Raw genomic sequence first — 24,372 nt, 5'->3', positions numbered from 1 at the left:
ATGCAACCGGGCGGGGCGTTTCCTCCGCGTTTCCTCCGGCCCTTACGGCGAGGAAACACCGCCGCCGCCAGCATGGCGGGGCCGAGGATCACAAGGAGGCGTGCCCATGCGGGTGCTGGTGGTGGAGGACGAGCCGTTGCTCGCCGACGCGGTCTCGGAGTGGCTGCGCGGGGAGGCGCACGCGGTGGACGTCGCCCGCGACGGCGGCGCGGCCCTGGAGCGGCTGGCCGTCCACGACTACGACGTGGTCGTGCTGGACCGGGACCTGCCGGTCGTGCACGGCGACGACGTGTGCCGCGAGCTGGTGGAGCGGGACGCGGGCGCGCGGGTGCTGATGCTGACGGCCGCCGCCGACGTCACCGACCGGGTCGCCGGGCTGGGCATCGGCGCCGACGACTACCTGGCCAAGCCGTTCGCGTTCGCCGAGCTGGCGGCGCGGGTGCGGGCGCTGGGACGGCGGTCCCGCCCGGCCGCGCCGCCGGTGCTGCGGCGCGCCGGGATCACCCTGGACCCGGCCCGCCGCGAGGTGTTCCGGGACGGCCGGTACGTGCCGCTGGCCCGCAAGGAGTTCGCGGTGCTGACCGAGCTGCTGCTCGCCGACGGGGCGGTGGTGTCGGCCGAGCGCCTGCTGGAGAAGGTGTGGGACGAGCACGCCGACCCGTTCACCGGCGCGGTGCGGCTCACCGTGCTGAAGCTGCGCCGCAAGCTCGCCGACCCGCCGGTCGTCGAGACCGTCACCGGCGCGGGATACCGGATCCCATGAGGGCGCCGCTGCGCCGGTCCGGGCGCCGGGTGTCGCTGCGGACCCGGCTGACCCTCACCTACGGGGCGCTGTTCCTGGTCGCCGGGGTGGTGCTGCTCGGCGTCACCTACGCGCTGTTCACCCAGCAGCTCTCCCGGCCCGGCACCAAGGTCCTGATGACCGGGCTCTCGCCCGACCCGCCGGCGTCCCCGTCGGCACCGGCCCGGCGGGACGGCGGCGGGCGGAGCCCCTCGCCGCTCCCCGAGCACATCGAGCGGTGGACGAGCGAGCAGCGCAGGTCGATGCACCGGGCCGCGACCGTGTCGCTGCTCGCCCAGGGCGGGATCGCGCTGGCGGTGGTCGGCGGCGCGGCGATGGCGTTCGGCTGGCTCGTCGCGGGCCGGGTGCTGGCGCCGCTGCACCAGGTCACCGACACCGCCCGCCGGATCGCCGCCGCCCCGGCCGCCGACCGCGGGCTGCACGAGCGCATCGCGCTGCGCGGCCCGGACGACGAGGTCAAGGAGCTGGCCGACACCTTCGACACGATGCTGGAACGGCTCGACCGCTCCTTCGACGGGCAGCGCCGCTTCGTCGCCAACGCCTCCCACGAGCTGCGCACCCCGCTCACCCTGGGCCGCGCCCTGGTCGAGATGGCCATGCACCGCGGGAACGCCAGCGCCGACGTGCGGCGGCTCGGCGCGGACCTGCTGGAGATCAACTCGCGGCACGAGCGGCTGATCTCCGGGCTGCTGCTGCTCGCCGGATCCGAGAACGAGATCACCGACCGCGCCCCCGTGGACCTCGCCGACATCGTCGGCCACGTCCTGCTGCAGACCGCCCCGGAGGCCGAACGCGCCGGGGTCTCCGTGCACGTCAAGGCGGCGGAGGCCGTCACCGCGGGCAACGCCCTGCTGCTGGAGCGCCTGGTGCAGAACCTCGTCGAGAACGGCATCCGCCACAACACCGGTCCGGGCGGCCGGGTCGAGGTCGCCAGCCGCGTCCGCGACGACGGCCGGGTGGAGGTGGAGGTCGCCAACACCGGCCCGGTGGTGCCGCGCTACGAGGTCCCGGCGCTGTTCGAGCCGTTCCGCCGGCTGGACGCCGACCGCCTGGTCACCGCCAAGGGCGCCGGGCTCGGCCTGTCCATCGTGCGCGCCATCGCCCGCGCCCACGACGGGGAGGCCACGGCCCGTCCCCGCGCCGACGGCGGCCTCGTGGTCACCGCCGTGCTCCCGGCCGACGTCCCGGACGGGGACGACGGCTGACCGCGTCCGGGCCCGGTGTCAGGCGGGCCCGCGGGACCCGGTGATCAGGCGCAGGCGGGCCTTGCTGCGCAGCCAGCGCTCGCGGGTGCGCTCCGGGGTCGTCGGGCGGATGAACTGGAGCAGGCGCAGGCCCCGGACCGTCTCCAGCACCACGAACAGGTCCCCCTGGAAGTCCGGCTCGTCGGCGCGGGCGCCCAGGAACTCCCGCGCCATGTCCAGGATCCCGGTGGTGACCAGGCGTTCCAGGTCGGCCACGTGCGCGCGCAGCTCGGGGTCGGTGCGGGCGGCGGTCCACAGCTCCATGGACGCCTCGAACAGCTTGCCCTGGTGGACCTCCCAGACCAGGTCCATGGCGTCGCCGATCGGGTCGGCGGAGGCGCGCAGCCGGTCCAGGTCCTGTTCCACGAACTGGGCGGCGCGCTTGCGGGCCAGATGCTCCACCGCCGCCAGGACCAGGGCGTTCTTGGTCGGGAAGTGGTGCACCTGCGCGCCCCGGGACACCCCGGCGCGCTCCACCACGCGGGTCGTCGTGGTGCCGTGGTAGCCGTGCTCCACCAGGCAGTCGATCGTCGCGTCGAGCAGCGCGCGGCGGGTGGCGGCGGTGCGCTCCTCCTGGGTGCGGCGGGGGCGGGTCGGCGTCGGCATGAGCGCACCCTATCCGAGATACATACAGGACGCCCTGTATGTACGTGATGCCCTATCGTGATCGTGCGGCGGAGAGGGTTTGACAGATGCTTGAAAAATCAACTAAGCTCCGTTCCAGTCGTTGAAACTTCAAACTCTCTGGAGTCACCATGACCGCGACCGCCACCGTCGCCCCCGACCTGACCGCCGGCACCTGGAACATCGACGCCGCCCACTCCGAGGTCACCTTCAGCATCCGCCACCTGATGACCAAGGTGCGCGGCAGCTTCACCGAGTTCTCCGGCGCGGTCCAGGTCGCCGAGACCCTGGCCGGGTCCACCGCCACGGCCGAGATCAAGATGGCCTCCATCGACACCCGCAACGCCGACCGCGACGCCCACGTGCGCCAGGCCGACGTGCTGGACGTCGAGAACCACCCCACCATGACCTTCGCCACCAAGGGCGTGCGCGCCGAGGGCGGCGACTACTTCGTGGACGGCGACCTGACCATCAAGGGCGTCACCCGCCCGGTCTCCCTGGAGGTCGAGTTCCACGGCGTGGCCGAGGACCCGTGGGGCGGCACCCGCGCCGGCTTCTCCGCCTCCACCACCATCAACCGCAAGGACTGGGGCATCGAGTTCAACGTCCCGCTGAAGGGCGACAAGGCCCTGCTCGGCGACAAGGTCGACATCCAGCTGGAGATCCAGGCCGTGCGCGCCTGACGAGGACCGCGCAGCGAGGCTCTCCGCCAGGCCGCTTCCGCCGGGGCCGAGGGTCGCCCCGAAGGCAGCGCCGACCTGGGCTTTTCAACGGCGACAGGCCGTCCACCGCACTGAACCGGTGGGCGGCCTTCTCGCTTTCCCGGCCGTCAGGCCGGTTCGTCGGTGATCAGCGGGATGCGGAACGCGAAGGACGCGCCCCTGGGCACGTCCTCGATGGTCAGGGTGCCGCCGTGGGCGTGGGCGATCTCGCGGGCGATGGCCAGGCCCAGGCCGGTGCCGCCGGCGCCCCGGCTGCGGGCGCTGTCCAGGCGGGTGAAGCGCTCGAAGACGCGTTCGCGGTCCTCGGCGGCGATGCCCGCGCCGTCGTCGGCGACCCGCAGCACGGCGTGGTCGCCCTCGGCCGTGACCGTGACGCGGACCCTGGTGTCGGCGTAGCGGTCGGCGTTGTCCAGGAGGTTGTTCAGCAGGCGGACCAGCTGCATGCGGACGCCCCGGACGTGGACGCCGTCGGCCAGGTCCGACTCGATCTTCAGCAGGAACGGGCGGCGCTCCAGCTCGGCACGGGTCAGCTCCGACAGGTCCACGACCTCCTGGGCGGCCGAGCCGCCGGTGCCGATGCGGGCCAGCAGCAGCAGGTCGGTGACGATCGACTCCAGCCGGTCGGTGTCGCGCAGCGCCGACCGCATCACCTCCCGCAGGTCCGTGTCGTCGGGGTACATCGCCGCGTCCTCCAGGTTGGCGCGCAGTCCCGCGATGGGGGTGCGCAGCTCGTGGGAGGCGTCGGAGGCGAACTGGCGCTGCCGGGACACGGCCTGTTCGAGGCGGTCGAGGGTCTCGTTGGCGGTGCGGGCCAGCTGCGCGATCTCGTCCTCGCCGGGCGGCTGCGGGACCCGGCGGCTCAGGTCGCTGGCGCTGATCTCCGACAGCTGCGCGCGGATCTGCTCCACGGGCCGCAGGGTGCGGCCGACGATCCGCCAGGTCGTCCAGGCCACCAGCGACGACAGCGCCAGCACCGCCGCGGCCAGCAGCACCTCCAGCAGCCCGGTGACCAGGTAGGACGGCAGGGGCCGCGCCGCGTACACCACCACCGAGTCCGGCGCGGTGGTCACCCGGATGGCCTCCAGGACGACGCACTCGCGGCCGAGGCCGCGGCCGTGGCACTCGGTGAAGTCCTGGACGCGCTCGGTGGGCGGTGGCCACTTCCGGCTGACCGGGGGCCGTCCGGCGGCGGCGGGCGTGGCGTCGAGCACGTGCCCGCGCGGGCCGACCACCTGGACCAGCAGGCGGCCGCCGGAGTCGTCGGGGATCGGGGTGGGCAGGGTGCCGTCGCGGACCGCGCCGCTGGTGCGGCGGGCGGCGTTCTGCACCTCCTGGAGCAGGCCCGCCTCGGCCGTGCCGCGGATCGCCGCGTCCGCACCGACCGCCACGGCGCCGAACACCAGGGCCGCGAGCACGAACGACACCAGGGTGTCCCGCGCCCTGATCGACCGGGGCCGCAAGCGCATCGTCCTCCCCGTTCCCGTCCGGGCGTCGCCGCCCGCCGGGCGTTCCTGCCCGACGGGCGGTGAGGCCAACCGTTTCTCGTCCGTCACAGAGTGTCACGCGCGGGCGAGGTCGGGGGCGTACCACCACGACGTACTCAACGGTAACGAAACGGGTGCCCGAAACCCGCGCCCGGGTTTCGCCACCGCCAGATCGGACATCCGTTTTGTGACAGTTCATCGCACGCAGGGACGGTCACATGGGCAGGGACGTCACAGCGGTCACCATCAGCGGCGAGGATCGGCGGCGCTACCGCGACAAGGTGCGACGCTGTCTGGACGTGCTGGCCCGGATGCTCGGCGAGTCGCAGTTCGACTTCGAGCGTCCGCACATCGGCCTGGAGATCGAGCTCAACCTGATCGACGCGCTCGGCGATCCGCTGATGCGCAACGCCGACGTGCTGAAGGCCATCGCCGACCCCGCGTGGGCCACCGAACTCGGCCAGTTCAACCTGGAGATCAACATCCCGCCGCGGGTGCTGGGCGGCGACAACACCGGCGCGCTGGAGACCGAGGTCCGCGACCATCTCACGCACGCCGACTCGCGCGCCCAGGAGGTCGGCGGCAACCTGGTGATGATCGGCATCCTGCCGACACTGCGGCGCAGCGACATCGGCGAGGAGACGCTGTCGTCCAACGCCCGCTACAAGATGCTCAACGACCAGATCTTCGCGGCGCGCGGCGAGGAGCTGCACATCGCGATCGACGGCCCCGAGCCGCTGCGGATGCACGCCGACAACATCACCCCCGAGGCGGCCTGCACGAGCGTGCAGTTCCACCTCCAGGTGAGCCCGGACGAGTTCGGCGCGTACTGGAACGCCGCGCAGGCCATCGCCGGGCCGCAGGTCGCGCTGGGCGCGAACTCGCCGTTCCTGTTCGGGCACCGGCTGCACGACGAGACGCGGATCACGCTGTTCGAGCAGTCCACCGACACCCGGCCCGAGGAGCTGAAGTCGCAGGGCGTGCGGCCCCGCGTGTGGTTCGGCGAGAAGTGGATCACCTCGGTGTTCGACCTGTTCGAGGAGAACACCCGCTACTTCCCGGCGCTGCTGCCCCTGTGCGAGGACGAGGACCCGGTCGCGGTGCTCGACGAGGGCGGCGTCCCCGCGCTGGAGGAGCTGTCGCTGCACAACGGCACCATCTACCGCTGGAACCGGCCGATCTACGCGGTGTTCGAGGGCCGCCCCCACCTGCGCGTGGAGAACCGCGTGCTGCCCGCCGGGCCGACCGTCGCCGACATCGTCGCCAACGGCGCGTTCTACTACGGGCTCGTCCGGATGCTGGCCGAGGAGGAACGGCCGCTGTGGACGCGGATGTCGTTCGCGACCGCCGAGGACAACCTGCACCGGGCGGCGCGGGGCGGGCTGGACGCCTCCCTGTACTGGCCGGGGGTCGGCGAGGCGCCCGCCGGCGAACTGATCCTGCGGCGGCTGCTGCCGCTCGCCCATGAGGGCCTGGAGCGGTGGGGCGTGGACGCGGGGCGGCGGGACCGGTTGCTGGGGATCGTCGAACGGCGCTGCGTCACCCAGCAGACCGGCGCGACGTGGCAGGTCGCGACGGTGGAGGCGATCGAACGCCGGTTCGGCGTCTCGCGTCAGGAGGCGCTGCGGCGGATGGTCCGGATCTACGCCGAGAACATGCGCTCGAACGAGCCGGTGCACACCTGGCCCGTCGCCGCCTAGCGACGCCGGCCGGGCGGTGGGCGTCCGCACAGGATCTTCACATTCGCGTTCTACAGTCGGGCTGTGACACGCATTCTGGTCGTCGAGGACGAGCCGACCATCGCGCGGGCCGTCGAGGCGCGGCTGACGGCGGAGGGGTTCGTCGTGGACGTGGCCGGGGACGGGCCGTCGGCGGTGGCGGCGGCCCGCGAGCGGCGGCCCGACCTGCTGGTGCTGGACGTGATGCTGCCCGGGTTCGACGGGCTGGAGGTGTGCCGCCGCGTGCAGGCCGAACGGCCCGTCCCGGTGGTGATGCTGACCGCCCGCGACGACGAGACCGACCTGCTGGTGGGGCTCGGCGTGGGCGCCGACGACTACCTGACCAAGCCGTTCAGCATGCGCGAGCTGGTGGCGCGGATCCGGACGGTGCTGCGCAGGTTCGACCGGGCCGCCGCCGCGGCCTCCGAGCGGGACGCCGGGCAGGTGCTGCGGGCCGGGCCGCTGGAGATCGACCGGGCGGGGCGGCGGGTCCGGGTGGACGGGCGCGAGGTGCACCTGACGCCGATCGAGTTCGAGCTGCTGGAGTGCCTGGCGCGCCACCGGGGCGCCGTGCTGACCCGGTCGGTGCTGCTGGAGCAGGTGTGGGACTGGGCCGACGCCTGCAACGGGGCGTCGGGCACCCGCGTGGTGGACGGGCACGTCAAGGCGCTGCGCCGCAAACTGGGGGCCGACCTGATCCGGACCGTGCACGGCGTGGGCTACGCCCTGGAGACCTCGTGAAAGTTATCCACAGCCTGTGGACGAGGCTGCCGAGGCCGCTGGACCCGCTGCGCTCGATCAAGCTGAAGTTCGGCGTCGTCACGGTCGTGACCGGGGTGTCGGCGATCCTGATGGTGCTGTGGGGGTACCGGCTGGGGCTGCGGGCGCGGGTCACGCTGCCGCTCGGCGTGCTGGTCTCGCTGGTGATCACGCAGTTGATCGCGCACGGGATGACCGCGCCGCTGCGGGAGATGACCGCCGCCGCGCGGGCGATGGCCCGCGGCGACTACAGCCGCCGGGTGCGGGCCACCTCGCGCGACGAGGTCGGGGAGCTGGCGGTCGCGTTCAACCGGATGGCCGCCGACCTGGCCGAGGTGGACCGGCAGCGGCGGGCGTTCGTCGCCAACGTCTCGCACGAGCTGCGCACGCCGATCAGCGCGCTGCGGGCGGTGCTGGAGAACGTCGCCGACGGCGTCACCCCGGCCACGCCCGAGGTGCTGGAGTCGGCCGTCCAGCAGACCGAGCGCCTGGGCCGCCTGGTCACGCAGCTGCTGGACCTGTCGCGGGTGGACGCCGGGGTCGTGCCGCTGGAGCCGGAGGAGCTGGACGTGGCGGCGTTCGTCGCCGAGGCCGCGGCCCTGCACCCCGACGTCGCGGTCACGACCGACATCACGCCGGGCCTGCGGGTGAGCGCCGACCGCGACCGCCTCCACCAGGTGCTCGCCAACCTGCTCGACAACGCCGCCCGGCACAGCCCGCCCGGCGGCGTCGTCACCGTGACCGCCCGGCCCGGCTTCACCCTGGAGGTGGCCGACGAGGGGCCCGGCATCCCGGTCGCGGACCGGGAGCGGGTGTTCGAGCGCTTCTCCCGCGGCTCCCGCACCGCCAGCGACGGCGGCACGGGCCTGGGCCTGGCGATCGCGCGGTGGGCGGTGGACCTGCACGGCGGCGGCATCGAGGTTCTCGACACCGAGCGGGGCTGCCGCATCCGGGTCACCCTGCCGGGGTGACCCGGACGCGGGGCCGGGCCCGCGGGTCAGGGGCGCGCGCCGGCGCCGTCCACGATCCCGGCCCTGACCAGGCCGCCCCAGCCGAGGACCGTTCCGGGCCTGTCGCGGATCACCGTGCCGTGCTCGGTGGTGGCCCGGTGCGCCTTGATCACGACCGTGCGGTGTCCCAGGTACTCGTAGGTGCGCGGGTCGATCATGATCTCGCTGCGCAGGTACCCCTCCTCGACCACGGAGAAGGTCACCCCGGGGCGGCCCAGGATGTCGGCGGCCCTCCGCTCGAACTGGATGCCGGGGATCTTCGCGAGCGCCCCGTACATCGCGGCGCGCAGCCTCGGCGGCAGCGCGGCGTCGCGCATGAACGCCTCGATGGCGCCGAACGCGGCGGCGTTCCGATCGACGGGGTGGCTCTCCGTGGCCTTGTAGACGGTGTCCAGCAGCGCCTTCGGGTCGGTCGGCAGCGACAGCAGGTAGGGGTAGTCGTTGCGCGGCACGGCGCTGCGCTCCAGGTCCGTGACCGGACGGACCTGGACCTTGCCGCGCACGACCGTCGCGGACTGAGTGCCGTCCACCCGGCGCCAGCTCTCCTCGGTCACCCGCCGGTCGGGCGGTCCGAACAGCCGCCCGCCGGTGCCCTTGGAGGACTCCGCGTGGACCGACTTCACGTAACCCCACTGGTCGGGGCGCGGGGTGGCGGGGGACTCGGCGTTGGCCCTGTCGATGGCCTTGGCGGCGAACTCCCCGGCGGCGGCGTTGGCGACGGGGCCGAGCACGACCGGACGGCTCCTGCCGTCCGGCCCCGGCGCGCCGCCGCCCCACTCCACGTTCTGCACGACGGTGACGCCCACCGCCATGGCCGCGGTGAGCGCGCCCACCGCCGCGAACCGTCGCACCGGCCTCCTCGTCCGCACGGGTGTCTCCTCGATGGTCTGGGCGGCCAGCCGCTCGCGCAGGCCCGCCTTGGCGGCCGGGTCGTAGGCGGGGGCCTCGGGCCGCGCCCGCCGGAACAGGTCGATCTCGTCGTGTGTCACGCCCATGACTCCTCGCCGATGGTCAAAGGGTCGGTGTCGCCGAGTTCGCGCCGCGCCTTCCGGCGGGCGCGGTGCAGCCGTGACCGCACCGTGCCGACCGGCAGGCCGAGCGCGGCGGCGGCCTCCTCGTAGCTCAGGTCGGCCCAGGCGATCAGCAGCAGCAGGTCGCGCTCGGCCGGGGACAGGCGGCGCAGGGCGGCGGCCAGCCGGGGGCCGAGGCCCGCCGCGGCGACCCGGGCCAGGCTGCGCTCGTCGAACGGCTCCTGCGCCCGGGACGGCAGCACGCGCGCCAGCAGCCCGGCGCGGCGGCGCTCGCCCCGCAGGTGGTCGCGGATCGCGTGCGTCGCGATCCCGTACAGCCACGGACGCGCGTCGGCGCGCCCGGTGTCGTAGACGGCGCGCTTACGGAAGGCGACCAGGAACGTGTCCGCGACCACGTCCTCGGCGTGCTCGGGGCCGATCCGCCGCGCCACATAGCGGTGGATCTCGTCGCCGTGCCGGTCGAACAGCGCGGCGAAGTCCTCCGCCGACCGCAGCGACCGGCGGATCAACTCCGCGTCGGTCGCGGTCACCGCTTTCGCTTCCGGGTCATCGGGATCCTTTCGGGGGATGGTGTTCACCCCTTACTCGGCCGGGTGCGGCGACCCGGTTCCCGCCTTCTCCGGAGATCTCCGGTCAGGTGCGGCGGAAGGTGACGATCTCCCCGGTGTCGCCGACCGCCTCCCCCGGGGAGGAGAGGATCTCGTCGGGCCGGTCGGCCAGCAGGGCCCGGGCGCGCAGCACGATCTCCAGGTCGAAGCGCAGGTCCGGGTCCAGGAGCTGGTCGCCGAACAGCTCCTCCAGCTGGCGCAGGCGGTAGCGGACCGTCTGCGGGTGCACGTGCAGGCGCATCGCGACCTCGTTGGCGTTGCGGCCCGACTGGAGCCAGGCCAGCAGGGTCTCGGCGAGCCGGTCCTGCTGGCTGGGGCGCAGATGGGACAGCGGGGCCAGGCGCAGGTCGGCCAGCGAGGTGATCAGGTCCTCGTCCTGGAACAGGATCAGCGTGGACATGTGCTCGACGCTGCGGATCACGCCGCTGTCCTGCTCGATCACGCCGCGCCGCACCAGGCCGAGGGTCTTGCGGGCCCACTGGATGGACCGGGCCGCCTCGGCGACCGGCACGGTCGGGCCGATCACCGCCAGGGTCCCGGCCAGGGCGCGGTCCACCAGCTTGGCGCGGCCGGGACCGTCCGGGTCGGGGATGATCAGGCTGGGGGTGCGGCGGGTCAGGTCGGCCAGGATGTCCGGGGGGAACGCGGGCGGGCGCGACTCCTGCCGGCCCAGCGCGACGGCGGCGACGGTGCGCGGGACGGGCCAGTGCGCGGCGGCGGCCAGGTCGGCGATCGCCTCGGGCGCGGCGGGCGGGTCGGCGAACAGCAGGTCCAGCAGGCGCCGGCGGCGGCGCTGCATCTCGCCCGCGACGGCGGCCTTGGCCTGCGCGTACCCCTCGGCCGCGGCGGCGGCCAGCTCGTCCTGGAACAGCATCAGGGCCTCGCCGACCGCACCGAGGGTGCGGGGCCCGACGTCCAGCGTCGCCGCGCCCTCGGCCATGCGCCGCCAGGCGATCATCCCGCCCACGCGCATCGCCGCCTGCACGGCGTCCAGGCTGCGGCCCTCGCCCGCCTCGCCGCGGCCGATCGCGCGGAAGAAGTCGTTGCAGGTGGTGGGCTCGTTGGCCGGGTCGGCGACGCGTTCCACGAAGTAGTGCAGGACGCGTTCGACGGCCAGCCGCAGCGTGCCGGAGTAGGAGCCGTCGCCGGGGCGGTCGTACTCGCGGACCCGCGTCTGGATCTCGTGGATCATGTCGTCGGCCACCTCGTCGAGGTGGGGCCGCATATGGTCCGCCAGCTCCCGGGGCAGGTCCGCCCAGGGGCGTCCCGCCGGCTCCTCAGCCACGTGCCCTCCCCGTGTGCCTTTTCCTTGCGTCGCTTCACGAACACAAGGGGTAATTAATGACTTATGTGGCTTGTGTGGTGGAAATCATGACCCGCTGGGACGTCGGGCGCAAAGTCTAGGGCGGGACCCGACCGGATTCGGCCGTCTCGGCTGATGAGAAGTTCCAGGTCCCACGGGTGGATCACGATCTTTCGCGGTGCGACATTGGGAGGAGACGAACGAGCGACGCCATCGGCGGCCGCGTTCGGAAGGCCGCCGTCGGGAGGTCAGCGTGACTGTTCCCAAGCCCCTGGGGGCCGCCGGACGGGCCGGTGACGAGCGTTTCGGCGGGGCCGCGTTCCTGCGCAAGGCGTTCCGCAAGGCCTTTCCCGATCACTGGAGCTTCCTGCTCGGCGAGATCGCGCTGTACTCGTTCGTGATCGTTTTGTTGACGGGGGTGTTCCTCACCCTGTTCTTCAAGCCGAGCATGGTCGAGGTCCACTACGACGGCTCCTACGCGCCATTGCGCGGAGTGCGGATGAGTGAAGCGTACGCCTCCACTCTCCACATCAGTTTCGACGTGCGCGGCGGGCTGCTGATGCGGCAGCTCCACCACTGGGCGACGGTCGTCTTCCTCGGCGCGATCGTCATCCATCTGCTGCGGAACTTCTTCACCGGCGCGTTCCGCAAGCCCCGCGAGCTGAACTGGCTGATCGGCATCGTGCTGTTCATGCTCGTGATGGTCAACGGCCTGTTCGGCTACTCGCTCCCCGACGACCTGCTGTCGGGCACCGGGATCCGCATCCTGGAGGGCGTGATCCTGTCGATCCCGGTCGTCGGGACCTATGTACTGATGTTCCTGTTCGGCGGCGAGTTCCCGGGCACCGAGATCATCCCCCGGCTGTACGTGATCCACATCCTGCTGATCCCGGGCATCCTGCTGGCGCTGATCCCGCTGCACGCCGTCGTGCTGACCTGGCGGCAGACCCACACCCAGTTCCCGGGCAAGGGCAGCACGAACCGGACGGTGCGCGGCTACCCGTTCTTCCCGGTGTTCATCGGCAAGACGACCGCGTACTTCCTGTGGACGCTCGGGGTGACGGCGCTGCTGGCGACGTTCTTCCAGATCAACCCGATCTGGCTGTTCGGGCCCTACGACCCGGGCGCAATCAGCGCGGGCTCGCAGCCGGACTGGTACATGGGCTGGATGGAGGGCGCGCTGCGGATCATGCCGTCGTGGGAGATCAGCGCGTTCGGCCACACGCTGCCGATGAGCGTGATCGTGCCCGCGCTGGTGGTGCCCGGCGTGCTGTTCACGGGGCTGGCGGCCTATCCGTTCCTGGAACGCTGGGTGACCGGCGACCACGGGATCCACCACCTGCTGGACCGGCCGCGCGACGTTCCCGCGCGCACCGGGATCGGCATGGCGGGCGTGGTGTTCTACGGGGGGCTGTGGGCCGCCGGGGGCAACGACGTCATCGCCTACAAGTTCGACATCCCGCTGTTCTGGACGACGTGGTTCTTCCGGGGGCTGGTGATCCTGGGGCCGGTGCTGGCGTACGTGATCACCTACCGGATCTGCCTGGGGTTGCAGCTCCGGGACCGCGCGATGGTCGCGCACGGCCTGGAGACCGGCACGATCCGCATGTCGCCGGAGGGCGGGTTCTCCGAGGTGGAGCGGCCGCTGTCGGACGAGGAGCTGGCCCCGGTCACCGATCCGCGCCCGGCCCCGGCGCTGCCGATCGGACGTCCCGAACGCCACGGCGTGGCGCCGCCCGAGGCGAGGAGACCGCTGCACCGGGTCCGCGTCGCGTTGAACCGGCGCTTCCTGGCGGACGTCGCCGAGCCGCCGAACGGGCACCGGGACGCGCCCCCGGAGGAGACGCCGGGCCACCGCAAGGCGCTCGACGAGCCCGCCGAGCCCTGACCCGTTCCCGCACCCGGACGAAGCGGGCATGTCGTAGGGTCCGCCTGTGGCTACCCTTCTCCTGGTCGAGGACGACGAGCACGTCAGGCGGGCCCTGCTGCGCGAACTGACCGGGCTCGGGCACGCGGTGCGCAGCGTGGGCCGGGCGCTGGACGCGTTGCGCGAGCTCACCGCCGACGTCCCCGACGTGGTGATCCTGGATCTGGGGCTGCCCGACCTGGACGGCGGCGAGGCGCTGAAGATGATCCGCGCCGTGTCCCAGGTGCCAGTGATCGTGGCGACGGCGCGGGACGACGAGCGGGAGGTCATCCGGCTGCTGCGGGCGGGCGCGGACGACTACGTGGTGAAGCCGTTCTCCGCCGGGCACCTCAGCGCCCGCGTCGAGGCGCGGCTGCGGCGGCTGCGGCCGCGGCGCGAGACGGTGCGGGTGGGCGGGCTGCTGGTGGACGTGGACCGGCGGGAGGCGAGCCTGGACGGCGCGCCGCTGCGGCTGTCGCGGCGCGAGTTCGACCTGCTGGCGTTCCTGGCCCGCAACGCCGGGCGGGTGGTGCGCCGCCGGGAGCTGCTGTCGGAGGTCTGGCAGCAGCCCTACGGCGACGACCAGACCATCGACGTCCACCTGTCGTGGCTGCGCCGCAAGCTCGGGGAGAAGGCCAGCGCGCCGCGCTACCTGCACACGGTCCGGGGCGTCGGCTTCATGCTGACCGAGCCCGGGGACTGACCGCCCGGCGCCGGTCTCAGTACTCGTAGACCTGCACCTGCGGCGCGTGGCCGTTCCAGGTCGCGAACACCGCCGAGCCGTGCCGCCCGTCGGTCAGGTCGACGCGCAGCCACCCGGCCGCGTTCCACGTCCTCGCCTGGAAGCCGCTGTCGGGCGTGGCCGAGACGAACCGCGCCGAGGAGCGGCCGATCGACAGCGTCACCCGCCCGGACCGCACGGTGTAGGTGCGCACCTGCCCGTCGGGCGGCGGCGTGGCGCGGGGGCTCGGCGTCGCGGTGGCCGGGCGGGGCGAGGGCCGCACCGACGCCCGCGCGCCGGTCGGGGACGGTGACGGCGACCGGGCCGGCGACTGGGACGGCACGGGCGGGCGGCCCCGGAGCACCGGGACGTCGGCGGCCGGTTCGGGGCCGGTCGCGGCGGCGCCGCGCACCGCGTCGCTCACCCCGGCCCAGCTGATCGCGACGCCCGCCGCCGTGGTGGCGACCCAGACCGCCGCGAAACCGACCCTCACCCGCATGCCGTGCATTATTGCCGGGGTCGGGGCGAGGAGGGCAACACGATGAGGGGTGCGCGATGAGGGGTGCGCTGGCGCGGGTCGCGACGGCCGTCACCGCGATGGTGGCGCTGTCGTTCGTCATCCCGCTGGGCCTGCTGAACGGCCAGCTGTCCCGGGAGCGCGCGCTGACCGCCGCCGAGCGGCAGACCGCCGCCCTCGTGCCCGTGCTGACGGTGACCGGCGACCCGGCGGCGCTGCGCGACGCGATCGGCTCCATCCCGGCCGGGGCGGCCGGGCGGCTCGCCCTGCACCTGCCGGGCGGCACCGTCCTCGGCACGTCCCGCGCCGCGCCCGCCGACCTGGCCACCGCCTGGCGGCAGAGCCGGTCGTCCACCGCGCCCGCGCGCGGCGGAACGGTCCTGCTCACGCCGGTCCTGCTGGAGGGCAGCCGCCACGTGGTGCTGGAGGCGTACGTGCCCGAGGCGGAGCTGACCCGGGGCGTCACCAAGTCATGGACGGTCCTGGCGCTGGTCGCGCTGGCGCTGGTGCTGGTCTCGGTGGCGATGGCCGACCGGCTCGCCACCCGGGTGGTGCGGGCCGCCGACCGGCTCGCCGGGGCCGTGACGCGGGTGGCCGACGGCGACCTGTCGGCGCGGGTGCGCCCCGGCGGCCCGGCCGAGCTGCGCGCCGCCGGGGAGGCGTTCAACCACATGGCCGACCAGCTCGCCCGGCTGCTGGCCGCCGAACGCGAGACCGCCGCCGACCTGTCCCACCGGCTGCGGACGCCGCTCACCGCGCTGCGCGTCAACCTCGACGGGCTGGCCGACAACCCCGGCGACGGCGGGCGGATCGCGCAGAGCCGGGAGGCGCTGACCCGGCTGGAGGAGACCGTGGACGGGATCATCGAGACCTCCCGCCGCGCCGACGACGCTCCCCCGGTCACCTCCGGCTGCGACGCCGCCGGCCTGGCGCGGCGGCGGATGGAGTTCTGGTCGGCGCTCGCCGACGACCAGGAGCGGGAGTGGACGCTGACGCTGCCGGAGGGGCCCGCCCCCGTCCCGGTGCCGGAGGCCGAGCTCGGCGCGGTGATCGACGCGCTGCTGGGCAACGTGTTCCGGCACACGCCGCCGGGCACGGCGTTCTCGCTGACCGTGCACCGGGGGCAGCGTTCGACGGGCCTGCTGTTCGGGGACGCGGGAACCGGGATCCCCGACGCGCCGGCGGCGCTGCGGCGCGGCGCCAGCGGCGCGGGCTCCACCGGCCTCGGGCTGGACATCGCCCGCCGCCTCGCCGAGTCCACCGGCGGCTCGCTGCGCGTGGACACCTCGCCGCTGGGCGGCGCGCAGATCGAGGTGTGGCTGCGCACCGCCGCGCCCGCGCCGCCGCGCCGGACGTCCCGGCGGGCCGCGCGGCGCTCCTGATGGTTCGCCAAGGAGACCCTTAAGAGCTCTTGAAGAGATCGTTCCGGGCGGGTCCTCCGGCGTAACGTCACGGTCATCCCGGCGACGGCCCCGCGTCCCCCTCACGCGCCCCCGGGATTCGGGGCCGCCGTCCGGTCCGCGTCCCACCCTGTCCCGGACGGTGGACGATCTCTCCGGATAGCGGCCGGCAGGGCGGCGCGATGGGATGCCTTTCCTGGAACACCTCTTATGAGCCGCCGGAGAAGCGATACCGGAAAGCCACTTTTGTTATTCGAGTGATTTCGGGCGTCGTTCATCCGCCACTAAAGTGTCTTTCCCGGGAAGCGCAACATGGGGCGCCATCCGGGAATAACCACGTGACACATTCGCGGCATTTTCCCAGGGGCGGTCACCGGCCCCGTGCCGACGGAGGGGCGGTCACGGGGCCGGGGCGCGGGCGGTCCTCAGCGGCGGTACAGGTTCAGCTTCTCCTCGCCGATGCGCTCGCGCATCGCCGGGTCCTCGACGCCCTGGCCCTCCCCGGTCGCGCCGCACAGCACCGCGACCTTGCCGACGTGCTGGTTGGTCTGGACGGCGCGGGTCGCCTCGCCCGCCTCGTCCAGCGGGAACACCGCCGACAGCGTCGGGTGCAGCATCCCCAGGGAGAACAGGCGGTTGGTCTCCACGGCCTCGTGGTAGTTGAAGCCGTGCGAGCCGACGATGCTCTTCAGCCGCATCCACAGGAAGCGGTTGTCGTACTCGTGGCGGTAACCGGTGGAGGAGCCGCAGGTGACGATCTTCCCGCCGCGCTTGGCGACGTACACCGACGCGCCGAACGTCTCCCGGCCCAGGTACTCGAAGACGATGCCGGGGTCCTCGCCGACCAGGTTGCGGATCGCCTCGCCCAGGATGCGGCCCGCCTTGGGGTTGCGCAGGCCCTGCTCGCCGAGCGGCAGCTCGTTGCGGTTGATGACGTGCTCGCAGCCCTGGGCGCGGACGATCTCGGCCTTCTCCTCCGAGGACACCACGGCCACGGGGATGCCGCCGCCGTTGCGGACCAGCTGGGTGGCGAACGAGCCGAGCCCGCCGGTCGCGCCCCAGATCAGCACGACGTCGCCCTGCTTCATGCGCGCGCCGTGCGAGCCGACCAGCATCCGGTAGGCGGTGGCGGCGCACAGGGTGTTGGAGCCCGCCTCCTCCCACGTCAGGTGCCGGGGCTTGCGGATGAGCTGGTTGGCCTTGACGACGCAGTACTCGCCGAGCGAGCCGAAGTTGGTCTCGAAGCCCCAGGCGAGCTGGGTCTCGCTCATCATGCCGTCGTCGTAGGAGCCGTGGTCCTCCTCGTCCACGTAGGCCGGGGAGATGACGACGCGGTCGCCGACCTTCCAGTGCCGCACGCCCGCGCCGGTGCGCACCACCACGCCCGAGCCGTCGGAGCCCAGGATGTGGTACGGCAGGTCGTGGCGGGCCCCGTGCCAGCCCTGGCGGCCGAACTTCTCCAGGAACGCGAACGTCGGCACCGGCTCGAAGATCGCCGACCAGACGGTGTTGTAGTTGATCGCCGCCGACATCACCGCGACCACGCACTCGTCGGGGGCGATCTCGGGCATCTCGACCTCGTCGACGTGCAGCGACCGCCGCACGTCCTTGTCGGTCTGCCCCTCGAAGATGCCCACCTCGTCCTTGCGGGTGAACGCGGCACGGAAGCGGGTGGGCAGGTCGATGTCCAGCAGTTCCTGCCCTGCGGCTCCGTTGCGGACGGCGTCGAGCAGGGCGTCGGGCTGGGCCATGGGGGTCTCCTCCGTGGGGGACGTCGGTGGGCGGCCCGTCAGCGGGCCGTGGTGACTGCGGGTCGGCCGCCCTGTCCGTCGGACTCGGTCGCACCAGCGGCCTCGGTACCTGCCAGCTCCCCGTCCAGGTGCGCGGCGAGGGCCTCCACGCCGGGCGGGTCGAGCAGGTTCAGGTGGTGCGCCCCGGGGATCGTGACGACCTCCAGGGCCGGGCACAGCTCGCCGAACCCGTTGGTCCCGTCGAGCACGTAGCGGGCGTCGCGGACGGCCCAGGGGGTCTCCTCGGGGGCCCGGTAGAGGATCACGCGGCCGTCGTAGGGCCGCGGCTCGTACGCCTCCAGGGAGCGGGTGTCCTGGTGGGAGGTGAGCTGGTGGTGCAGCGCCGCGGGCGGGATCAGCTCCGCCAGCGGCGCGGCCCGCTCCATCACCAGCGCGAACTGCGCCTCCTCGTCCAGCCCGGACAGCTCCTCGTAGGTGAGGGCGACCTCCAGGCCGTACGTCTCGTTGATGTAGTCGGCGAACGCCGCGAAGCGCCGCGCGAGGGTGTCGGACTCGTCCTCGACCGGGAGCGGGAGCCCCGCGTCGAACAGCGCGACGAACTCGACCTCGCGGCCCGCCGCGCGCAGCCGCCGCGCGGTCTCGTAGGCCAGCACCCCGCCGAACGACCAGCCGCCCAGCCGGAACGCGCCCTCGGGCTGCGCCTCGACCAGGCGCTCGGCGTAGCGGGCGGCGCGGACCTCGACGGGCGGGGCGTCGTCGAAGCGTTCGAGCCCGTAGACCGGCTGGTCGTCGCCGAGGAGCGCGACGAGCTGCCGGTAGCAGGCGGTGGTGCCGCCCGCCGGGTGCGCGATGAAGATCGGGCGGCGGTCGCCGGTCGGCTTCAGCGGGCGCACGGTCTGGCGGGCGGCCTCCTCGTCGGCGGCGCGGATGTGGTCGGCGACGTGCTCGGCGGTCGGCGTCGCCAGCAGCTCGCCGCGCGTGACCTCGCCGCCCATCTCGGCGACGACGTGCGCGACGACCCGCTCGGCGTGGGCGTCGGTGCCGCCGAGCTCGGCGAAGAAGTCGGCGGTGACGCTGACGCGGTCGAGGCCGAGGACGTCCTCGAAGATGCGGACGGCGAGGCGTTCGGCGTCGTCGCGCGGCATCACGTAGCCCGCCTCGGCGTTGGCCGCGGCGGTGGAGACGGCGGTCTCGTGCGGGGTGGGCGCGGCGGCCAGGCCCAGCTCCTCGGCGGCCCACGCCTCGAAGACGTTCACGCTCGCGCCCTGGAGCAGGACCGACGCGGGGACGGTCAGCCCGAGGTCATGCTCGACGCCGCTCTTGATCCGCACCGCGACCAGGGAGTCCAGGCCGAGGTCGGTGAGCGGGACGGCCGGGTCCAGGCGCTGCGGGTCGAAGCCGAGGACGGTGGCGATGCGGTGGCGGACCTGCGCGGCGATGGCGCGGCGCGCGGCGGCCGGGTCCAGCTTCCGGACCTCGTCGATGCCGGGCCAGCCGGTGGCGTCGTCGGTCCCCTGAACCTCGGCGGCCTCGGTGAGCGCCGCGAAGTACGGCATCCGCCTGATCTCGGGGAACAGCGCGACGGCGGCCGCCGGGTCGAAGCGCAGCACGCCGGTCGCCTCGCGGCCGGAGGCGAGGATCGCCTCCAGGGCCTCGGCGCCCTCCAGCGGTGAGATCGGTTCGATGACGGCGATCCCGCGGTCGGCCGCGCCGCCGACCTGCGACCAGGTGCCCCAGTTGACGGTCTGGGCGGGCCGTCCGTTGGCGCGGCGGTGCGCGACCAGCGCGTCGACGGCGGCGTTCGCGGCGGCGTAGGCGGTCTGGCCGGGCGAGCCGAGCAGCGCGGCGGCCGAGGAGTGCGCCACGAACCAGTCCAGGTCGAGGTCCCAGGTCGCGGCGGACAGCCGGCGCGCGCCCTCGACCTTGGCCGACCACACGCGGCGCAGGTCGTCCGGGCCGAGGTCGGTGACGAGCCGGTCGTCGATCGCGCCCGCGCCGTGCACGACGCCGCGCAGCTCCGCGCCGTTCTCCCGGGCGGCGGCGACGAGGCGTTCGGCGGTCTCGGGTTCGGCGACGTCGCCGAGGACCACGCCGACGTCGACGCCGCTCTCGCGCAGCCTCGCGATGGCCTTCTCGGCGTCGGCGTCCGGTCCGGAGCGGCCCGACAGCACGATCCGGCCCGCGCCGCGCTCGGCGAGCAGCCGGGCGGTGACCAGGCCGATGCCGCCGTAGCCGCCGGTGATGATGTACGCGCCGCCGCGCCGGACGATCCGCTCGGCCTTCGGCGGCTCCGGGACCTCGGCGCGGGCCAGCCGCGCGACGTACCGGACGCCGTCGCGCCAGGCGACCTCGCGGGCGTCGCCGTCGCCGAGCAGTTCGGCGACCAGGGACTCGGGCCGGTCGGCGTCCACGAGCGTGGCGCGCTGGACGGTGCGTTCGAACGCCAGCACCCGCGTGACCGCGCGGACGTGCGCCTGCTCGGGGTCGCCCGCCTCGCCGGGCCGGACGGTCAGGGCGCCGCGGGTCGCCACCCACAGGCGCGGCCCGTCCGGCGTCGCGACGCTGACGCGGGCGACGGCCAGCACCAGTTCCTCGTCGGTGAGGCCGGGGGCGGGGACGACCAGGACCTGGGAGGGGGTCTCGTTGATGTCGGGATCGGCGGACGGGGCCTGGACGAGCGCGACGTGGCCGCGCGACTCCAGCAGGTTCACGACGCGGGACGCGAACGGGTCCTCGACCTCGGCGACCACCAGCCAGGTCTGGGCGTCCAGGACCGGCGCGGGGGCGTCGGCCTCGTCCCAGACGAGCTCGACGGCCTTGTCGGCGAGCGCGACGGGGACGTCGGCGCGCTCGACGCGGCGCAGGACGATCCCGGCGGCGTCCACCAGGACCGCGCCGTCGCCGTCGAGGATCTGGAACGCGCCGACCACGCCCTCCTCGGTCTCCTCGACGCGGGTGCGCACGTGCCCGCCCCGGTGCGTCGGCCCGTGGACGCGCAGGCGGCCGACCGTCTCGGCGAGCCACACGCTCTCGTCGTCCCCGCCGGACCGCACGGCGTCGGAGAGCACGGCGAAAGCCCGGTCCAGCACCTCGGGGTGGACGCGGTAGTGGCGGCTGCCGCGTTCGGCGCCCGCGACCTCGGTGGCGGGGCCGTCGAGCGGGGCGGTGGAGCCCCGGGGGGCCTCGCCCACCTCGGCGTGGGCCAGGCGCGCCCAGGTGCCCGCCGGGGTGCGGGCGTGGATCTCCACGCGGCCGTCGGCCTCGGTGAACGTGGTGGTGACGGTGGTGTGCTCGGCGAGCGCGAGGGGGCGTTCGATCCACAGGCCGGTGACGCGCGCGTCCCCGCCGAGGGCCTCCGCGCCCGCCGCCATCGCCATCTCCGCGAGCGCCGCGACCGGCAGCACTGGCAGGCCGTGCACGCGCGGCCGCCAGGGCAGCGCGGCGGTGCCGACGTCGGCGCGCCAGGCGTGGCGGTCCTCGCCGGGCAGCTCGACGTGCGCGCCGAGCAGGGGGTGCTCGTCGCGGCCGGTGGCGCGGCGGCCGGGGTCCGCCCAGTGGTGCTCGTGCTGCCAGGGCGACTGCGGGACGTCGATGACGGCGCCGCCCTCCGGTTCCGCGACGGCGTGGCCGTGCGCGGCGAGCGCGGCGAGCTGGGCGTGGAACGTCAGCGCGTCGTCGGTTTCCTGGCCCCTGGGTGCGCGCTTGAGCGTGTGGGTGACCAGCGCGCCGACGCCGTCGAGGGTCTCGCCGACCGCGTGGGCGAGGATCGGGTGCGCGTTGATCTCGATGAACGTGCGGTGCCCGTCGTCGGCGGCGGCCGCGACCGCGTCGGTGAGGCGGACCGGGTCGCGCAGGTTGCGCGCCCAGTAGGCGGCGTCCAGGAGGGCGTCCTCGTCGAGGGCGCGCGGGTCGTCGAGGGCGGTGGTGTAGAGGCGGATGCCTTCGGCGAGGGGGGTGCCGCGTTCGAGGCCGACGCCGGCGAGCCGTTCCCGCAGCTCCGGCAGCAGCGGGTCGACCTGCGGCGAGTGGCCCGCGCCCTCGGCCTGCACCATGCGGGCGAGACGGCCCTCGGCCTCGGCGCGCCGGACGACCTCCGCGACCTGGTCGGCGTCGCCGGTGACGACGGTCTGCCGGGGCGAGGAGTGGACCGCCGCGTACACCTGTGGCAGGTCGTGGGCCAGGCGCCGCACGTCCTGCGCGGACGCGCCGAGCACGGCCATCGCGCCGCCCCCGACCAGCCGGGTCAGCAGCGCCGAGCGGCGGCAGATGACCTTCACGCCGTCCTGGAGGGTGAGCGCGCCCGCGACGACGGCGGCGGCGACCTCGCCCATCGAGTGGCCGATCACCGCGCCGGGCGTGACGCCGTAGGACCGCCACATCCGCGCCAGGCCGATCTGGACGGCGAACAGCACCGGCATGACCTCGGCGGGCCCGCCGGTCAGCTTCCCGCCCTCCTCCAGCAGCCGCCACAGCTCGGGGCCGCCCTCCTCGGCGAACAGCGCGTCGAGGTCGTCGATGGCCTCGGCGAACGCGGGCTCCTCCTCTAGCAGCCGCGTCGCCATGCCGGGGCGCTGCGCGCCGTAGCCGGAGAACACCCAGACGGGGCGGCCGGGGACGCCGACCGCCGTCCCCGACACCACGGCCGGGTGGGGGCGTCCCTCGGCGAGCGCGGTGAGGCCGTCGAGCAGGCCCGCGCGGTCGCGGGCGACGACGGCGGCGCGCGCCCGGCCGCGCCCGCCGCGCCGGTGCAGGGTGCGGGCGAGGTCGGCGAGCCGGGCGTCGTCCGGGAGCCAGCCGGCCAGCGCCCGCGCGTGCGCGCGGATCCGGTCGGCGGTGGTGTCCGACAGCGGGAACGCGCGGATCGCCGCCGGGGTCCGCGCGGTCTCCGGGGCGGGGGCCTGTTCGAGGATGACGTGGGCGTTGGTGCCGCCGAAGCCGAAGCCGGAGACGCCCGCGCGGGCGGGACGGCCGCGTTCTGGCCAGGGGGTCTCCTCTGCGACGACCCGCAGCCGCAGCTCGTCGAACGGGATGTGCGGGTTGGGCTCCTTGAAGTGCGCCGACGGCGGGATGACCCCGTGGTGCAGCGCCAGGACGGTCTTGATGAGCCCGGCGACGCCCGCCGCCGCCTCCAGGTGGCCGAGGTTGGACTTGACGGAGCCGACCAGCAGCGGCGCGCCGGCGTCGCGGCCCGCGCCGAGCACCTCGCCGGCGGCCTTGGCCTCGATCGGGTCGCCGAGGAACGTGCCGGTGCCGTGCGCCTCCAGGTAGTCCACCTCGCGGGTGTCGATCCCGGCGGCGGCGTACGCGTCGCGGAGCAGGGCGCGCTGGGCGTCGGAGTTGGGGGCGACCAGGCCGTTGGAGCGGCCGTCGCTGTTGACGGCCGTGCCGCGGACCAGCGCCAGGACGCGGTCGCCGTCGCGGCGCGCGTCCGACAGGCGCTTCAGCACGACCGCGCCGCAGCCCTCCGCGCGGACCATGCCGTCGGCGGAAGCGTCGAACGCCTTGCAGCGCCCGTCGGCGGCCGTGCCCCCGGCCATGTCGAACGTCATCGTGACGGTCGGCGACAGCAGCAGGTTCACGCCCGCCGCCAGCGCGACGTCGGCCTCGCCGTCGCGCAGCGCCCGGACCGCCAGATGGGTGGAGACCAGCGACGACGAGCACGCCGTGTCCACGATCATGCTGGGGCCGCGCAGGTCCAGCAGGTACGACAGGCGGCCCGCGATGACGCTCAGCGCCGCGCCGGTCGCGGTGAACGGCTCCAGCGCGGCCGGGTCGGAGGCGGTGAACGCCGCGTACTCGGGCGCCGACACGCCCACGAACACGCCGGTCCTGCTGCCGCGCAGCGACGCCGGGCCGATGCCCGCGTGCTCGAACGCCTCCCACGCCACCTCCAGGACCAGCCGCTGCTGCGGGTCCATGACGGCGGCCTCGCGCGGGGTGATGCCGAAGAACCGGGCGTCGAACGCGGCGACGTCGTCCAGGAAGCCGCCGAGCCGCGTGGTGGCGTCCAGCCGGTCGCGGGTCTCGGGCGAGCCGTCGTCGAACGGCGCCCAGCGGTCCGGCGGGACCTCGCGGATCGCGTCGCCCCGGCCGGTCAGGAAACGCCAGTAGTCGGCCGGGGTGGTCAGGTCGCGTTCGCCGCCGGGGAAGCGGCAGCCGATGCCGACGACGGCGATGGGCTCGTCCGGCCGGGCCGGAACGGGCGCCGGGGCGGGCGCCCGGGCGGAGCCGGGCGCGGGCGTCAGGTCCGCGCCGGACGCCAGCGCGGCCGACAGCCGGTTGATGGTGGGGTGCTCCCAGACCAGCGTCGCGGGCAGGGAGCGGCCGAGTGTCTGCTCCAGCTCTCCGGCGATGGCCACCGCGTCGCGGGAGGCCAGGCCGAACTCCTCCAGCGGGCGGTCGGCGTCGACGTCGGCGGCCGGAATCCGGGAACGGCGCGCGATCTGCTCGATCAGGTGCCGGCGAAGCGAATCCTCGGTGATCCGCGGTCGAACCTGCGCGCTTCCGGAACGATCGTTGCTGGTCTGCATGCGAGGGGGTCCCCCAATGACACTGGGATCGTTCAGAGGCGAGAGCCCACAATGTCCCATTTCGCCCGTCTCACGATGCGCATCCAGACCACTTTTCTCGGGCGCCACTTGTCACGGTGATGACAAGACTCCGTGACGGCCAATGTGGCCTGATGGGATGGTTGGGACGCCCGGAGCGCGCAAGGAGACGGGTAACGGGACGTCGACGAACCGTAACAGGATTACCTCACATCTATAGGGGG

17 protein-coding genes are annotated in these 24,372 nt (G+C 74.2%); 9 read left to right on the top strand and 8 right to left on the bottom strand.

Features of this window, described 5'->3' with window-relative positions:
- The first annotated feature begins 106 nt into the window (after positions 1-106).
- Together HNR61_RS11675 and HNR61_RS11670 are read left to right on the top strand one after the other, a co-directional pair.
- The gene (locus tag HNR61_RS11675; protein WP_182843088.1) at positions 107-763 is read left to right on the top strand and encodes a response regulator transcription factor; all 657 of its coding nucleotides are present in this window, start codon (positions 107-109) and stop codon (positions 761-763) included.
- Positions 760-2,007 (top strand): sensor histidine kinase, encoded by a 1,248-nt coding sequence (locus HNR61_RS11670; protein WP_182843087.1) that lies wholly within the window; start codon positions 760-762, stop codon positions 2,005-2,007. Before HNR61_RS11675 ends, HNR61_RS11670 begins: the two co-directional genes overlap by 4 nt.
- 18 nt (positions 2,008-2,025) lie before the next feature.
- Here HNR61_RS11670 and HNR61_RS11665 read toward each other — a convergent pair whose 3' ends face one another.
- Positions 2,026-2,652, bottom strand: coding sequence for a TetR/AcrR family transcriptional regulator (locus HNR61_RS11665; RefSeq protein ID WP_182843086.1), 627 nt, complete (start codon positions 2,650-2,652; stop codon positions 2,026-2,028).
- Between the two features lie 149 nt (positions 2,653-2,801).
- Here HNR61_RS11665 and HNR61_RS11660 point away from each other — a divergent pair, with 149 nt between their 5' ends.
- Positions 2,802-3,353, top strand: a complete 552-nt coding sequence (locus HNR61_RS11660) for a YceI family protein (RefSeq protein WP_182843085.1) — start codon at positions 2,802-2,804, stop codon at positions 3,351-3,353.
- A 146-nt stretch (positions 3,354-3,499) separates the two neighbouring features.
- Here HNR61_RS11660 and HNR61_RS11655 read toward each other — a convergent pair whose 3' ends face one another.
- Positions 3,500-4,858, bottom strand: coding sequence for a sensor histidine kinase (locus tag HNR61_RS11655; protein ID WP_182843084.1), 1,359 nt, complete (start codon positions 4,856-4,858; stop codon positions 3,500-3,502).
- Positions 4,859-5,094: 236 nt separating this feature from the next.
- Here HNR61_RS11655 and HNR61_RS11650 point away from each other — a divergent pair, with 236 nt between their 5' ends.
- The 3 genes from HNR61_RS11650 (at position 5,095) to HNR61_RS11640 (ending at position 8,324) form a co-directional block, all read left to right on the top strand.
- A complete protein-coding gene (locus HNR61_RS11650) occupies positions 5,095-6,576 on the top strand; it encodes a glutamate-cysteine ligase family protein (protein ID WP_182843083.1) in 1,482 nt (493 codons plus the stop codon).
- Positions 6,577-6,639: 63 nt separating this feature from the next.
- Entirely contained in the window at positions 6,640-7,335 is a 696-nt protein-coding gene (locus tag HNR61_RS11645) for a response regulator transcription factor (RefSeq protein ID WP_218009931.1), read from the top strand.
- Positions 7,332-8,324, top strand: coding sequence for a HAMP domain-containing sensor histidine kinase (locus HNR61_RS11640; RefSeq protein ID WP_312897855.1), 993 nt, complete (start codon positions 7,332-7,334; stop codon positions 8,322-8,324). Before HNR61_RS11645 ends, HNR61_RS11640 begins: the two co-directional genes overlap by 4 nt.
- A gap of 26 nt (positions 8,325-8,350) precedes the next feature.
- Here HNR61_RS11640 and HNR61_RS11635 read toward each other — a convergent pair whose 3' ends face one another.
- The 3 genes from HNR61_RS11635 to HNR61_RS11625 all read right to left on the bottom strand — a co-directional run bounded on the left by HNR61_RS11635 (position 8,351) and on the right by HNR61_RS11625 (position 11,287).
- Positions 8,351-9,352: a CU044_5270 family protein gene (locus HNR61_RS11635; RefSeq protein WP_182843082.1), complete on the bottom strand. Its 1,002-nt coding sequence runs from the start codon at positions 9,350-9,352 to the stop codon at positions 8,351-8,353.
- On the bottom strand, positions 9,349-9,924 hold the full coding sequence (locus tag HNR61_RS11630; RefSeq protein ID WP_312897854.1) for an RNA polymerase sigma factor: 576 nt from the start codon (positions 9,922-9,924) through the stop codon (positions 9,349-9,351). The genes HNR61_RS11635 and HNR61_RS11630 overlap by 4 nt, the downstream gene beginning before the upstream one ends.
- 103 nt (positions 9,925-10,027) lie before the next feature.
- On the bottom strand, positions 10,028-11,287 hold the full coding sequence (locus HNR61_RS11625) for a PucR family transcriptional regulator (RefSeq protein WP_312897853.1): 1,260 nt from the start codon (positions 11,285-11,287) through the stop codon (positions 10,028-10,030).
- 271 nt (positions 11,288-11,558) lie between these two features.
- Between HNR61_RS11625 and qcrB the strand changes: the two genes are divergently transcribed.
- On the top strand, positions 11,559-13,193 hold the full coding sequence (qcrB, locus tag HNR61_RS11620) for a cytochrome bc1 complex cytochrome b subunit (protein WP_182843081.1): 1,635 nt from the start codon (positions 11,559-11,561) through the stop codon (positions 13,191-13,193).
- A gap of 46 nt (positions 13,194-13,239) precedes the next feature.
- Complete coding sequence (locus HNR61_RS11615) at positions 13,240-13,914, top strand: response regulator transcription factor (RefSeq protein ID WP_182843080.1); 675 nt, start codon at positions 13,240-13,242, stop codon at positions 13,912-13,914.
- 16 nt (positions 13,915-13,930) lie between these two features.
- Here the strand turns inward: HNR61_RS11615 and HNR61_RS11610 are convergent, their stop codons facing one another.
- Complete coding sequence (locus tag HNR61_RS11610; protein ID WP_182843079.1) at positions 13,931-14,431, bottom strand: hypothetical protein; 501 nt, start codon at positions 14,429-14,431, stop codon at positions 13,931-13,933.
- A gap of 56 nt (positions 14,432-14,487) precedes the next feature.
- Here HNR61_RS11610 and HNR61_RS11605 point away from each other — a divergent pair, with 56 nt between their 5' ends.
- Positions 14,488-15,831 (top strand): sensor histidine kinase, encoded by a 1,344-nt coding sequence (locus HNR61_RS11605; RefSeq protein WP_182843078.1) that lies wholly within the window; start codon positions 14,488-14,490, stop codon positions 15,829-15,831.
- 443 nt (positions 15,832-16,274) lie between these two features.
- Here HNR61_RS11605 and ccrA read toward each other — a convergent pair whose 3' ends face one another.
- Positions 16,275-17,600, bottom strand: a complete 1,326-nt coding sequence (gene ccrA, locus HNR61_RS11600; protein ID WP_182843077.1) for a crotonyl-CoA carboxylase/reductase — start codon at positions 17,598-17,600, stop codon at positions 16,275-16,277.
- A 38-nt stretch (positions 17,601-17,638) separates the two neighbouring features.
- A complete protein-coding gene (locus tag HNR61_RS11595) occupies positions 17,639-24,130 on the bottom strand; it encodes a type I polyketide synthase (protein WP_182843076.1) in 6,492 nt (2,163 codons plus the stop codon).
- Positions 24,131-24,372: the final 242 nt, after the last annotated feature.

Origin of the sequence: Actinomadura kijaniata, from assembly GCF_014138665.1 — a bacterium.
Taxonomy (GTDB): Bacteria; Actinomycetota; Actinomycetes; order Streptosporangiales; family Streptosporangiaceae; genus Spirillospora; species Spirillospora kijaniata.
The sequence above is the reverse complement of the archived record's forward strand: the minus strand, read 5'-3'. Positions and strand labels throughout refer to the sequence as shown.